Below are 13,408 nucleotides of genomic sequence, written 5' to 3'. Positions count from 1 at the left end.
TCATCTCTCCCCATCTTTAACCGTATGTAAAAACGTACGGATCAATTGCTCGTCTTTTTTCCCGTTGCTTTCCACACCGCTCGACACGTCGACCATATAAGGCTTCACGCGGGCAATGGCTTCTTTCACATTCGCTGCATTAAGTCCGCCCGCTAAAATGATGCGGTCCCCGCCAATACCAGATGCTTCCATCAGGCTCCAGTCAAACGTGTTTCCGCTGCCGCCTTTATAATCCGTTCCCGGCGCATCGAATAAAAAGAAATCCGTTTCGTACTGTGCAGCACGAATGACATCCTCCTCACTCCGTATAGATAATGCCTTAATCGATGGAAACCCTAATTGTTCAATCAACCCTGGCGCTTCATCGCCATGGTATTGAATATAATCAAGCGGCACTTCCCGGTAGTACGTCTCAAGTTCTTCCCGAGAGGCATCGACAACGACACCGATTTTCAACACATGCGGCGGAATTTCCTTCGCCAATTCCCTCGCCTGTTCTACGGTTACGCGGCGTTTACTCGGAGCAAACACAAACCCGATCGCATCCGCTCCCGCATCAACGGCCGCCTTCACATGCTGCTTTTCCATCAACCCGCAAATTTTCACTTTTGTCATTGGATTGCCTCCGCTGTCTTCACTTGCAAACATTGAATCGCCTTTTTCACATTGCCGCTCCGCATGAGTGACTCCCCTACAAGGGCAGCACTTGCCCCTTTCTCTGCAACGAACAATGCATCTTCCTCTTCCCAAATGCCGCTTTCGCTAATGAGGACTCGCTGTTCATCAAACGGGAAACGCGCAGCAATTTGCGCTGTTTTCTTCAAGTCAACGTCAAACGTTCTTAAGTCACGGTTGTTGACGCCGATCAGTTTGGCATCGACTGTAAGCGCTCTTTGCAGTTCTTCCACGCTGTTGACTTCAACCAGCACTTCAAGACCTTGCGCCGTTGCATAGCTAAACAATTTCGCCAATTCTTCATCCCCGAGGGCCGCAACAATAAGGAGAATGACCGAAGCACCCGCATTTTTTGCCCGATCAATTTGCACCGTATGAATGATAAAATCTTTGCAAAGAATCGGCAGCTGGACATTGTCCGCCACTGCCGCTAAGTCGTCAAATGAACCTTTAAAAAACGGTGTGTCTGTTAATACGGAAATACATGCTGCACCAGCCTGTTCATACTGCAGTGCCTGTTCCACAGGGTTGACGCCTTCATTGATCAATCCTTTAGAAGGCGAAGCACGTTTAATTTCCGAAATAATTTGCAGTTTCTCTGTTTGATAGAGCCGATCGAATAAGGAAGGCCGTGCAGACTGCTCGTGAACTGCGATTTGTTCTTGCAGCATTTTTTCTACTTCACGCCGCTTTTCTTGTAAGATTTTATCCAATATCGTCATTTCGCCACCGCTTTCTGTCTCATCTGTTGACCGCTTTCCACAACTGCTTCTAGTTTTTGCATCGCTCTGCCCGATAAAATACTGTCCTTCGCCATTTCTACACCTTCTTGGATCGTCACGGCATGCCCACTCGCAAAAAGTCCAATTCCCGCATTAAATACAACCGTATCGAAATGCGGACCACGCTGCCCCCGAAGGATCGCTTTTAAAATAACGGCATTTTCCTTCACACTTCCTCCCCGAATGGCACTGAGCGGCGCATAGTCTAGACCGACATCTTCTGCTGTCAACGCAAACGGGATCAAATCGCCTTTATCCAACAGTACGAAAGAATTTTGCCCCGCTAACGATGCTTCATCCATCCCGCCGGCGCCAGATACGACAATGGCACGTTTGCGCCCAAGCATCCGTAAAACTGCCGCGTATTCCATGATAAAATCTGGACGGTTAATGCCCGTAAACTGTGAGTTCAATGGAACTGGATTCGTCAACGGACCTACGAGATTAAAGATGGTGGGCTTGCCGATTTGCTTGCGAATGACACCGATTCTTTTTAACCTTGGATGCACGCTCGGCGCAAACAAGAAGGCAATCCCTTCTCTTCCTAAAAGATCCAAAGCCTCTTCCGGACTGTAATCTAGCGGAATGCCAAGCTCCTCCAACACATCCGAACTTCCCGCAGCGCTCGAAACTTTCCGGTTGCCGTGCTTCGCAATGGAAACGCCCGCGCCAGCAAGGACGAATGCCGTCGTTGTACTAATATTGAACGTGTTGACCCCATCACCGCCGGTACCACAATTGTCCATGTAAACACCTTTTGGTGCATTCATCGGAACAGCGTACGACTTCATGACAGAGGCAAGTGCCGCCACTTCATGTGCCGTTTCCCCTTTTTTTGACAAAGCGACGAGAAAATCGGCAATGTGACCACTTTCCGTTTGTTCATTAAAAAGATCTTTGGATACCGTTTCCATTTCGTCGAATAATAAATGCTCGTTGTTCTCTACTTTCTCGATAAACTTTCTCATCTCAACTCTCCTCCGCTTTTCGTCTTTCACTGGACAACTTCTAATAAGGAACGGGCCTTATTGACCGTTTCATCATATTCACTCGTCGGATCGGAACCCGAAACAATGCCGGCGCCTGCCTGGACGTATGCTTTATGATCTTTCACAAGCATCGTTCGAATCGTTAGGGCAAAATCGGTATTGCCATTAAAGCCGATATAGCCGATCGCGCCGCCGTAAATGCCGCGGTGCTCCTGTTCTAACTCATCGATGAGATCCATTGCGACAGATTTTGGGGTACCCGTTACAGTTCCCGCTGGAATGCAGGCAGTCACTGCATCTAATGGGTGCAACACCGGCGATAAAGTTCCTTCCAGCTCCGACACAAGATGCATAACATGTTCATAGCGTATGACTTCCATATGTTGCGTCACTTGAATAGAATCTGGCGTACAGACCTTTTCCATATCGTTTCTGCCGAGTTCGACAAGCATTTCATGCTCTGAAAGCTCCTTTGGATCCGCTAATAACTCTTTTTCAAGCGCTTGGTCCTCCGCCATCGTTGCACCGCGGCGGCGCGTCCCTGCAATCGGATTGGTCATAACTTTGCCGTTCGTTACGCGCACGAGACTTTCTGGCGATGTGCCGACAACTGTGTGATCGTCAAACTCCATGTAATACATATAGGGGGACGGATTGCGCTTACGCAATTTCCGGTACACCGCAAATGGATCCCCTTGAAAGTCCGCGACAAGTTTTCTGGATAGCACGACTTGATCGACAACACCATCCGCGATGGATCGCTTCGCCTCTCGAACAGTTTCTTCAAATTGTTCTTGCGTCAGGGAACAAGTATAGTCCGAGATCTCAAACGACGTATCTTGTTGCTCCGCGCCGTGTAAAATAGCGTCGGCCAGCCGATCCAAATCAGGTGTCCCTTTCTCAGGATTAATTTCCGTATGAAGAAGTGTCACTTCGTTTTCCACATGATCAAAAACGATTATCGTTTCGTAAATATTAAAGTTCACATCCGGCAGGCCGAGCGTTTGTGCATGTTTCGTTTCTTTCCCAACGCCGTAGCCGATATAACCAACCGCCCCGCCTGTAAATGGAAAGTCTTTATGGTCGGTTACCCGTGGCATTAAGCGTTTCAACAAGATGAATAGGTCGCCTTCGTGTACATACGTTTTACCGTTTGCATAAATCAGCTCTTCAATCTTTCCGTCCCGACCGCGGTAGCATTTTAATGGGTCCATCCCGATGAATGAATACCGCCCGGATCCTTCATGCTTTGAGGAACTCTCCAATAAAAACTTCCGTTTCCCTTGTAGGCGCTTAAATATTAAAATTGGCGTCAATGCGTCGCCATTGAATGTTTTCATTGTTGTTCGTAAACTCGTCTGTTCTGTCTTCATACTCATCTCTCCTCATCTCGTCAACGTTTTTTATTAGAAATCAAAAAGCCCTCTGCAAACGGACAGGAAAATCCGTTTGCAGAGGGCGATTATTTACCGCGTTGCCACCTCTGTTTGAAGCAATTATGGCTTCCACTTGGCGTGCTTAAAAAAGCACTTCCCGTAACGAGGGATACGTCCACCTTCCTACTGAAAGGCAGCTCTCATAAGTCCATTCACATCGGCCGCGTGTCAGTTTTCACCCGCCACTGACTCTCTAAAAAACGCGCATCCTATGCTACTTTTCTTATTCAATAATTTCTCAGCTATGCTCTTCTCTGCTCAACTCATCTGTTCTCGGGCGATATCGGCTCTCCGATATCTTCTGCCCATCTCCGAACGAAAAGTTGTTTCCAATTCTAGTACGTAAAAATAGAGTTGTCAACCTCTTCTGTTAATTTTTCATGATTTTATCATATGTTCCATTTCGTTGTTTCATTCCGAATCGGGTATACTTAACAGGAACTATTTTCGAAATGTGGTGAACCCTATGCGGATTAATAAATTTTTAGCAGAAGCAGGCATCGTTTCCCGCCGCGGCGCAGATAAATGGATTGAAGACGGTCGTGTGACGATTAACGGTGCGCTTGCTGAACTTGGCAGTAGAGTCGAAACTGGCGACGACGTTCGAGTGGATGGCAAGCCTGTACAAACAGAAGAACAGCTCGTTTATATTGCGCTGAACAAACCCGTTGGCATTACGAGTACGACTGAACGTCACATCGAAGGTAATGTCGTTGACTTTATCAATCATCCACTGCGCATTTTCCATATCGGCCGACTCGATAAAGATTCAGATGGACTGCTCCTGTTAACGAATGACGGCGATATTGTGAATGAAATTTTACGAGAAGAGCACGGCCATGAAAAAGAATATATTGTTACGGTCGATCATCCAATTACGCAAGACTTTATCAACAAAATGGAATCTGGTGTGCCGATTTTAGGGACTGTGACAAAGTCGTGTAAAGTGAAAAAACTAGGTCCCCGTACATTCAATATTACGTTAACCCAAGGACTAAACCGTCAAATTCGCCGCATGTGCGCAGCACTCGGATACCATGTCCGGAAACTCCAGCGAACACGTATTTTAAATATACATCTGGGCAATTTGCCACTTGGACAATGGCGTGATTTGACGGATCAAGAATTAACAGAGCTATTCCACATCCTCGACTATAAGCCAAAGCGCTAATTAGTCGACATTTGCCAATGCAATAGCCATTTGGTCTACGACTTCATTGATCGTTTCATCCAAATAATTATTAAGCATGATTGAAAAAATCAATGTGTCGCCGCCTTTCGTATCCACATATCCGGATAGGGCGGTGACGCCTTTTAATGCACCCGTTTTTGCGTGAACCTTTCCTGCGGCAGCCGTTCCTTTCATACGATGACGAAGCGTTCCGCCGACCAAACGCTCTTCTTGTCCAGCGACGGGCAGCGAATTGTAAAACGTCTTGAACCATGCTTGACTTTGGACTTCGAATAAAAGTTTTGTCACTTCATCTGCCGTCACTAAATTTTTATGGGACATGCCGGAACCGTCCCTTAACAGCATGTTCTTCGTATCAATTCCCATCGCAGCCAATCGCTCGGACATCACTTTAAGCCCATGATCCCAACTGCCCGAAAGGCCTGCCCCTCGGCCCATATCCTTCACCAACACTTCCGCATGACCATTGTTGCTCAATTTCATAAATGGCACGAAAAGCTCTTTTAGCGGAATCGATTGTTTAGCCGATACCAAGACAGCATTTTTAGGGACAGCACCCCGTTTGACAGCTGGTGGAGCACCAAAATGAATGCCTTGACTTTCCACAGCCCTTTGAAACATATGCAATACGTAGTCTGTCGGCTCCCAAACTGATGACCAAAACCGAGACTTTTTGCCGATCGGGATGGTTCCTGTGACGACCAAAGTATTGGTACCATGCTTTCGCTCTACTGTAATACTTTTTACGCCGCCTTTTGCGACCGTCTTTGTCTCATTGACAATGGTTAAATAATCATTCTGCGGAAGCATTGTGACCCTCCCGGCCTGTCCAGCCTTTTTACCGGCTTGAACGTCCACAATTACCGTTCCGGCATCGTAATCGCCATTTGGGGAAAGCGTCAATGCAGACACTTGTGCACCTGTATAAAACGGCTCGTCCGACCAATTCAAATCTTGCGAAAGCCGAACGGTATCATACCACGTATCGTCCCCGTAAATATTACCTGTAATGGATTGAATGCCTTGCTGCTTCAGCTTTAAAGCAAACGCCTCCAAATCACTGTAAACGAGTGTAGGATCACCTTTTCCTTTTACATAGAGATCGCCTTTCAACACATTCTTTTCAACTTCCCCATACGCATACACTTCCGTTTGAAATCGATACTCCTCCCCAAGTACATCCAACGCCGCTGCTCCCGTCAACAGCTTCATAACAGAAGCCGGATGAACGCGCACATTTCCTTGATGTGTGTACAAAAGCTCTCCCGTCTCCGCGTGACGAACGCTAATCGCAGTCGTAGCACCTCCTAGCCTTGGATCTTCCAATAGCTTGTCCAATGCTGGAATCCCTTTCGGCTGTTCCACCGCTGCAACCGGTATAGATTGTTGATCCGCTTTTTCCACAACGGGTGGATCTTGTTTTCTACTGTTGAATACGAATAATAATACTGTAATGGACAATAGTGCCGCAAAAAGCACGACGGCTTTTCTCCTCATGACCACCCTCCTATTCCCGAGAATTTACCTCTCTTTTCATTTTACAACTGTATGTATAAAACTATTCATGTTATATTTGTGAACGCTTTCAAACTTATATCTGAATAGTTTAATTTTAATAACGATGTTGACAACTTTATTTTTCTAAGATAAAGTTAGTTTACATTATTACAACACTTCAAAAATTAAATAGCATTGCATCACTTCTTATCAAGAGAGATTGAGGGACAGGCCCTAAGACATCTCGGCAACAGGTTCAAGCGATTGGATACTGTGCTAATTCCTGCAAATGCAGCGTGCATTTGAAAGATGAGAACGAGGTCGTTTGTTTCATAACAATAGCCCTTTCGTTTCTAATCTTTCTTTAGAAACGAAAGGTTTTTTTATTTCTAGGGGGTCATATCATGATTGAATTTAAGCAAGTGTCTAAGACGTTTACACTTGGCAAGCGAGAAGTGCATGCCGTGAAAAACGTTTCATTGACAATCGAGAAAGGCGAAATTTTTGGCATCATCGGATTTAGTGGTGCCGGCAAAAGTACATTGCTTCGCCTTGTCAATATGTTGGAACGCCCCACTTCTGGCTCTGTCTCTATCCAAAACATAGATGTCAGCACATTATCGCCAAAAGACTTACGGGCGCAGCGCCGCAATATCGGGATGATTTTCCAAAACTTTAATTTATTTAATTCGCGGACTGTCGCTGGCAATGTTGCCTACCCGATGAAGCTTGCCGGCATGGCGAAAAAAGACATTCAACAGCGCGTAGATGAGCTGTTGCAATTCGTAGGTTTAGCGGACAAAGCAAAAGATTTTCCCGATCAATTATCAGGCGGTCAAAAACAGCGTGTCGGCATTGCAAGAGCGCTTGCCTCATCACCGGAAATTCTTATTTGTGACGAAGCTACTTCCGCGTTAGACCCGGAAACAACCGCAGACATTTTGAGGCTGTTGAAAAAAGTAAACCGTGATTTGGGCATTACGATTTTACTCATCACCCACGAAATGGGCGTTATCCAATCGATTTGCGATAAAGTTGCTGTCATGGAAAACGGCGAAGTCATTGAAACAGGGGAAGTATTCGATACGTTTACGAATCCGCAGCATGAGACGACACGGCGCTTCATCAGTTCGACTGAACAAGATTTGCCGTCTCCTAAATTATTGGAGGAATGGCGTGCAAAAGGCGGAACGAAACTGTATCGGGTCATTTTTAAAGGGTATATCGCAAGCGATCCTATTTTATCAAGAACAACTCGAAAATACGGCGTCGATTTTAACATCGTATACGGTTCCGTCAGCGAACTGCAAGAACGGTTTTTCGGAAATTTACTTGTCTCTTTTGAAGGCGAAGAACAGGCGGTTAAACAAGTGCTGGATGAGCTGCAAGCATTAGTCGAAGTAAGGGAGGTTTCAGGGAATGAACGTTGATTGGACTACATTTTGGCCCCGCATCGTAGAAGCAACGGGCGAGACGATTACGATGGTTGTCGCAACACTTATTTTCGGTTCTATTCTAGGCATTGCAATGGGGATCCTCTTGTTTATTACAAGAGAAAATAATATTTTGGAAAACAAAGTCGTCTTTCAAGTGCTAAACGTCATCATTAATATTATTCGACCGATACCGTTCATTATCTTCCTGGTAGCAATTTCACAGTTAACAAGATTAGTGGTTGGAACAACAATCGGGACGGCAGCGGCTATTTTCCCGATGACGATCGTTGCAAGTTTTGTTATTGCACGTGTCGTGGAAAACAACTTAGTGAGCATTGACCCAGGCGTGATTGAAGCGGCGCAAGCGATGGGTGCAAGCCCGATGCGCATTATCTTTACAGTTTTAATTCCAGAAGCGCTCGGCCCTTTAATTTTAGGATTAACATTCGTTTCCGTCAGTTTAATCGATTTCTCGGCGGTTGCCGGAACAGTCGGCGGCGGCGGTCTCGGCCATGTTGCGATGACCTATGGATACCAGCGATTTGACGGCAGCGTTATGCTCGTCACAGTTGTTATTCTGATCATCATGGTACAGCTAGCGCAATGGATTGGAAATACACTGTCACGGAAAATTATGAGGCGTTAACTTTTTATTCACAATATAAATAAACACTAAGAAAAGAGGAAAACATGATGAAGAAATTATGGATTTTATGCTTAGCAATTGTCACAGCAGCATTGTTAGCGGCATGCGGTGGAAAAGATACGGGCACCGGTAAAGACGGAGAGACAGTGAAAGTTATCATTGGTGTAAACGGTTCAGATGGTGTGCAATGGCCGATCTTAAAAGAAAAAGCGGCAAAAGAAGGTATTGAAATTGAGTTGATGGAATTTGCAGATTACACATTGCCGAACAATGCACTTGCCAATAAAGATATTGATATTAACGCATTCCAACACATTGCATTCCTTGCACAATATGCAAACGAAAGCGGAGAAGATTTAATTCCAATCGGTTCAACGATGCTAGCGCCAATGGGGATTTATTCTGAAAAGATTAAAGATGTTTCTGAGATTAAAGAAGGCGACAAAATTGCGATTCCTGACGATCCATCGAACCAAGCACGTGCGCTGCGTTTACTTGCAAGCGCGGGACTTATTGAACTGTCTGATGACTTTGGACTATTCGGTGACCCATCTAAAATCGTTGATAATCCGTTGAAGTTGGATATTGTACCGATGACTGCACAGCAAACACCACGCGTATTGCCGGACGTTGCAGCATCTGTCATTAACAACGGGGTGGCAGGCCAAGCAGGATTCTCTCCCGCAAACGATCCAATTCTTAAAGAAGACGGCGATGACGAAAGCATCCACCCATACATCAACATTATCGCGGCACGTGCGGAAGATAAAGACAATGAAACATATAAACGTATTGTAGAACTGTACCAAGAAGAAGATATTGAAAAAGCGGTTCAAGAAGATACAAATGGCGGTTCATTCTTAGTGAAGTTGTCGCAAGAGCAATTAGACGCGGCGTTTGAAAACCTTCGTAAATAATCACGCTAGGGGGAATGGGAAATGAGCATTGTACAAGACAAAAAAGAAGCGTTGTTTCAACAGATCGAACAAAATCGGGAGAAATATATTCAAACAAGCCAAGACATCCACGCAAACCCTGAAATTGGGAATGAAGAAGTGTATGCCAACGGAAAACATGTAGCCTTACTGGAAGAAGCAGGTTTCTGCGTTGAAACAGCAGTTGCCGGGCACGAGACATCCTTTTATGCTGTAAAAGACAGCGGACAAGAAGGACCAACGATCGCTTATTTAGCAGAATACGACGCGCTGCCAGGTATTGGGCATGCATGTGGGCATAACATTATTGGTACAACGAGCGTTGCCGCTGGCATTGCACTAGCGGAAACCTTGCCAGAAACAGGCGGACGTGTTGTCGTACTCGGTACTCCTGCCGAAGAAGGCGGACCGAATGGCAGTGCAAAAGGCAGCTTTGTAAGGCATGGCTATTTGGAAGACGTGGACGCCGCACTAATGATCCACCCTTCTGGAAAAACAGCAACGACTGGGGAATCGCTTGCTGTTGATCCGCTCGATTTTCACTTTTTCGGAAAGCCTGCACATGCTTCAGGATCACCTGAACAAGGCATCAATGCGTTAGATGCGGTCATTCAATTGTTCGTAGGCATTAATGCACTACGCCAACAGCTGCCGTCTGACGTTCGCGTTCATGGCATCATTACGCACGGCGGCGACGCACCGAATATTATTCCAGACTACGCTTCTGCCCGTTTCTACATTCGTGCAGAATCTTGGAAGAAAACGGTTGAAGTATCCGATAAAGTACGGAAGATCGCTGAAGGTGCGGCGCTTGCAACGGGTGCGACTGTGAAAATTGAACGTTTCCAAAATGAAGTGAAAGATTTGGTGCTGAACTCCGCGCTGGATGAAGTTTTAGCGGAAGAATTGACAGCTCTTGGGGAAGTTGTCCACACTGAAGCGCGGAAAGGGAAAGGCTCTACGGACGCGGGTAACATTAGCTACGAAGTCCCAACCGCCCACCCGTACATTAAAATTGGTCCAGACGATCTCATCGGCCATACAATCGAGTTTCGAGAATGTGCCAAATCCGAGCGCGGGAATGAGGCACTGATTATTGGTGCGAAGGCATTGGCCGCGACTGGATACCGATTGTTAACGGATGCAAAGTTGCTGCATGATGTGCGAAAAGCATTTGAACAAGCACTTGCGACAAAAGAAAATATTTAATGCAAAAGTAGAACAAGGCTGTCCAATTGGGCAGCTTTTTTGTTACTCATAAGATATAGATGCTTGTCCAACCTTTGGTACTCACTTATACTCAAATTATATAGACAAAATTACTAGACAACTAGGAGGAATGAATATGCTCGTACGTGATTTATATTTACCAAAACATGAAGTAGTTACAGCCAATGTTGGTCAAACTGTTGGGGAAGTACTTGATCAGATTACGAAAAGCGGTTATCGTTGCATTCCAGTTATTGATAATGAAGATGTCTATCAAGGAATGATTTATAAAATTCACCTTGTTGAGTATTTGTTTGAGGAAAACGGAGATCGTGAGGCATCGATCAACTCTTTATTAAAACACAAAGACAAATTTATTTCTGAACGTTCGTCATTTTTAAATGCACTCATCGACATTAAATCACTTCCTTTTATTTCCGTTGTGGAGAACGAGAAACTCATTGGTATTTTGACGCATAACCGGGTGGAAAGCGTCTTGGAAGATGCATTCGGGCTAAAAACGGGCGGCATTAATATTACCCTTTCTTCCGCAGAAGCAAAAGGAATGATTGAAAAACTGACGAGAACGCTGCGCGGTGAAAATATCGAAGGAATGTTTACACTCGATAACGGCTCCGTCGTTGCAAGACGTGTTGTGATCACGCTTGAAGGCGATAAAACCGATGAGGAAATTGAGAAAATTGAAGAGAAACTAGAGCGAAACGGTTTCCGTATTTTACATATTGACCGTATTGAAAAAAGCAAGTAAAACAGTTAAAACGCCGGTGGTCGACACGAATTTTGTGTCGGTGATCGGCGTTTTTGGGTTGTGGAATTTGAAGTTGCACTTAGAATCGAAAAGTTGCACTTAAAACTGAATAACTGCACTTAGAATCAAATAATTGCACATCGCACCAACAAATCAAAAAAAGAGAAGCGCTGACCGCTTCTCCCCTTTCAAGCTTATTCCTCGTCCACATCAAAGTAAATATACTCAATGCCTGTAAATGGAACAGTAGAGTTGCCTAGTTTCACCGAAGTGAACGCGAGCAACATATGAGCTGATTCATCATAGAACATTTTGTCGATCGTGCCATATGTTTTTAGTTGGCCGATCGGTTCCATTGTCGTGTAGTCATATGCCTGAATAATATTTTTCTTGTTTGCTGTGTAAAACTCGCCGTATTGAAGATCAAATACAATAGAACTATACGGACGATCTAGTTTTCCAAAGAAAAGCATATCAGAACTTGCCGTTGCAGACGAACGGAAAATATGCCCGGTACCGTTGAATAGATATTTGCCATCCGGTGTGATCGTTAAATCAGGAGACAGACCATATGTCCCGTGGTATGGCGAGCGTTGTTCCGAGCTTAACACACCATTTTCAATCGTGTATTCCCCTATTCTTCTTGGCGATCCCGTCGTGGTCACTGCATAAATTCTGCTTTGGGATGGATGCATTTCGATTAATGTTGACTGATACATCCCTTTAGAGCTAACTAATTTTCCAGTTTTACTATCGAAGCTTTCGATTCTCGAATGCTGTCCAGATCCTGGAGAAATATACACAATGCCATTGTCATCGGCTGCAATATCATATGGATCAAGATCTATATGAATAACGTTTTCGACTTCCATATTCGTTACATCTACAACCGCAAATGCGCCTTGCTGATCTTCATCCCACCAATTGGAATTATGTTTTCCTTTTAGCTGTGTAACATAGATCTTTCCGTTCGCGTAGGCAATTCGCTCTGCCGGAAGTGGCAGTTCAACAGATTCACCTTCTAATGTTTCAAGATTCATCCATGCGACTTCGTTCGTACTGCCATCTAAAAAGTAGATAATCGGTTCAACTGGATCCATCACCGAATCGATGATATGCGCATCCATCACGCCGACCAAATACGAATCCGCAATGTCTACATTGTATGGCCGGAATGATGGCTCGATAATACGCGCCATAAATGCAGAGAATTGCGCACGGTCAATTGTTTTTGAAGGCAGGTATGTACCATCTTTGTAACCAACTGTAATGTTATTGGCTGCTAAAGCAGAAATAAAAGGATACGCCCAATAGCTTGTTGACACATCCGTAAACCCTTTCGGATAAATTCCGCCTAACCCGTAAGCATTGGCAAGAATTTTTGCCATTTCAGCACGCGTTAAATTCCCTGTCGGATCAAAACGATCTTTTGACTTCCCTGAAATAATGCCCAGTTCGACAGCTTTTGCAATTTCAGCGTAGCCGCGGTTGCCGGGTTTGATGTCTTTAAAGTTCGGGTTCGGTGCATCCCCAAGTCCTTCCGGCTTCATTTCACGCATAATCATTTGTACAGCTTGCACACGTGTAATCGGTAAATTCGGGCGGAATGTACCGTCGTTAAAACCGTAAATAATTTCCTTACCTGTTAAAAACTCTATTTCCTTTTTAAAACCCGATACATCTTTGAATGCCGATGGTGTCGCTGCTTGTGCAGATTGAATGCCGATGCTGCTAACAGCGAGCAAAACGACCAAACATTTTACTATGAACTTGTACACACATAGTCTTCCTTCCTCGTATTCTATTGTCAAATTGAATTATATAGTAGCGAGAATCCTTTTG

At 44.9% G+C, this 13,408-nt stretch carries 12 protein-coding genes, 1 riboswitch and 1 other annotated feature; of the genes, 6 read left to right on the top strand and 6 right to left on the bottom strand.

Translation table 11 applies throughout. The features are described 5' to 3' along the window. The 4 genes from AU377_RS09855 to AU377_RS09840 are packed head-to-tail and all read right to left on the bottom strand — an operon-like array spanning position 1 to position 3,819. Positions 1–615 (bottom strand): phosphoribosylanthranilate isomerase, encoded by a 615-nt coding sequence (locus AU377_RS09855; protein WP_067407493.1) that lies wholly within the window; start codon positions 613–615, stop codon positions 1–3. After that, a complete protein-coding gene (trpC, locus tag AU377_RS09850; protein WP_067407492.1) occupies positions 612–1,397 on the bottom strand; it encodes an indole-3-glycerol phosphate synthase TrpC in 786 nt (261 codons plus the stop codon). The genes AU377_RS09855 and trpC overlap by 4 nt, the downstream gene beginning before the upstream one ends. Further along, the gene (gene trpD, locus AU377_RS09845; protein WP_067407490.1) at positions 1,394–2,425 is read right to left on the bottom strand and encodes an anthranilate phosphoribosyltransferase; all 1,032 of its coding nucleotides are present in this window, start codon (positions 2,423–2,425) and stop codon (positions 1,394–1,396) included. The genes trpC and trpD overlap by 4 nt, the downstream gene beginning before the upstream one ends. 26 nt (positions 2,426–2,451) lie before the next feature. Beyond that, on the bottom strand, positions 2,452–3,819 hold the full coding sequence (locus AU377_RS09840; RefSeq protein WP_368664427.1) for an anthranilate synthase component I family protein: 1,368 nt from the start codon (positions 3,817–3,819) through the stop codon (positions 2,452–2,454). A 78-nt stretch (positions 3,820–3,897) separates the two neighbouring features. Beyond that, positions 3,898–4,122: a binding site (T-box leader), on the bottom strand. Between the two features lie 226 nt (positions 4,123–4,348). Here AU377_RS09840 and rluF point away from each other — a divergent pair. Further along, positions 4,349–5,053, top strand: a complete 705-nt coding sequence (rluF, locus tag AU377_RS09835; protein WP_067407485.1) for a 23S rRNA pseudouridine(2604) synthase RluF — start codon at positions 4,349–4,351, stop codon at positions 5,051–5,053. On the opposite strand, the gene dacB is transcribed toward rluF, so the two are convergent. Next, positions 5,054–6,571 (bottom strand): D-alanyl-D-alanine carboxypeptidase/D-alanyl-D-alanine-endopeptidase, encoded by a 1,518-nt coding sequence (dacB, locus tag AU377_RS09830; protein WP_067407483.1) that lies wholly within the window; start codon positions 6,569–6,571, stop codon positions 5,054–5,056. It lies immediately after the preceding gene. 204 nt (positions 6,572–6,775) lie between these two features. Further along, positions 6,776–6,887, top strand: a riboswitch (SAM riboswitch). An 88-nt stretch (positions 6,888–6,975) separates the two neighbouring features. On the opposite strand from dacB, the gene AU377_RS09825 reads away from it, so the two are divergent. The 5 genes from AU377_RS09825 (at position 6,976) to AU377_RS09805 (ending at position 11,566) form a co-directional block, all read left to right on the top strand. Continuing rightward, positions 6,976–8,001, top strand: coding sequence for a methionine ABC transporter ATP-binding protein (locus tag AU377_RS09825; RefSeq protein ID WP_067407481.1), 1,026 nt, complete (start codon positions 6,976–6,978; stop codon positions 7,999–8,001). Beyond that, complete coding sequence (locus tag AU377_RS09820; RefSeq protein ID WP_067407479.1) at positions 7,991–8,653, top strand: methionine ABC transporter permease; 663 nt, start codon at positions 7,991–7,993, stop codon at positions 8,651–8,653. Before AU377_RS09825 ends, AU377_RS09820 begins: the two co-directional genes overlap by 11 nt. A 47-nt stretch (positions 8,654–8,700) precedes the next feature. Next, positions 8,701–9,570 carry a MetQ/NlpA family ABC transporter substrate-binding protein gene (locus AU377_RS09815; RefSeq protein WP_067407477.1) on the top strand — a complete coding sequence of 290 codons (870 nt, stop codon included), beginning with the start codon at positions 8,701–8,703 and terminating at the stop codon, positions 9,568–9,570. Positions 9,571–9,591: 21 nt separating this feature from the next. Next, complete coding sequence (locus AU377_RS09810) at positions 9,592–10,797, top strand: M20 family metallopeptidase (protein WP_067407475.1); 1,206 nt, start codon at positions 9,592–9,594, stop codon at positions 10,795–10,797. A 136-nt stretch (positions 10,798–10,933) separates the two neighbouring features. Next, complete coding sequence (locus AU377_RS09805) at positions 10,934–11,566, top strand: CBS domain-containing protein (protein ID WP_067407473.1); 633 nt, start codon at positions 10,934–10,936, stop codon at positions 11,564–11,566. A gap of 194 nt (positions 11,567–11,760) precedes the next feature. Here AU377_RS09805 and AU377_RS09800 read toward each other — a convergent pair whose 3' ends face one another. Next, positions 11,761–13,344 carry an S-layer homology domain-containing protein gene (locus AU377_RS09800; protein WP_172794049.1) on the bottom strand — a complete coding sequence of 528 codons (1,584 nt, stop codon included), beginning with the start codon at positions 13,342–13,344 and terminating at the stop codon, positions 11,761–11,763. Positions 13,345–13,408: the final 64 nt, after the last annotated feature.

It is taken from the genome of Sporosarcina sp. HYO08 (genome assembly GCF_001563475.1).
Classification (GTDB): domain Bacteria; phylum Bacillota; class Bacilli; order Bacillales_A; family Planococcaceae; genus Sporosarcina.
The sequence above is the reverse complement of the archived record's forward strand: the minus strand, read 5'-3'. Positions and strand labels throughout refer to the sequence as shown.

Excerpts from the sequence above, each read along its gene's own strand:
- AU377_RS09855 (WP_067407493.1), bottom strand. The coding sequence starts at position 615 with ATGACAAAAGTGAAAATTTGCGGGTTGATGGAAAAGCAGCATGTGAAG.
- trpC (WP_067407492.1), bottom strand. The coding sequence starts at position 1,397 with ATGACGATATTGGATAAAATCTTACAAGAAAAGCGGCGTGAAGTAGAA.
- trpD (WP_067407490.1), bottom strand. The coding sequence starts at position 2,425 with ATGAGAAAGTTTATCGAGAAAGTAGAGAACAACGAGCATTTATTATTC.
- AU377_RS09840 (WP_368664427.1), bottom strand. The coding sequence starts at position 3,819 with ATGAAGACAGAACAGACGAGTTTACGAACAACAATGAAAACATTCAAT.
- rluF (WP_067407485.1), top strand. The coding sequence starts at position 4,349 with ATGCGGATTAATAAATTTTTAGCAGAAGCAGGCATCGTTTCCCGCCGC.
- dacB (WP_067407483.1), bottom strand. The coding sequence starts at position 6,571 with ATGAGGAGAAAAGCCGTCGTGCTTTTTGCGGCACTATTGTCCATTACA.
- AU377_RS09825 (WP_067407481.1), top strand. The coding sequence starts at position 6,976 with ATGATTGAATTTAAGCAAGTGTCTAAGACGTTTACACTTGGCAAGCGA.
- AU377_RS09820 (WP_067407479.1), top strand. The coding sequence starts at position 7,991 with ATGAACGTTGATTGGACTACATTTTGGCCCCGCATCGTAGAAGCAACG.
- AU377_RS09815 (WP_067407477.1), top strand. The coding sequence starts at position 8,701 with ATGAAGAAATTATGGATTTTATGCTTAGCAATTGTCACAGCAGCATTG.
- AU377_RS09810 (WP_067407475.1), top strand. The coding sequence starts at position 9,592 with ATGAGCATTGTACAAGACAAAAAAGAAGCGTTGTTTCAACAGATCGAA.
- AU377_RS09805 (WP_067407473.1), top strand. The coding sequence starts at position 10,934 with ATGCTCGTACGTGATTTATATTTACCAAAACATGAAGTAGTTACAGCC.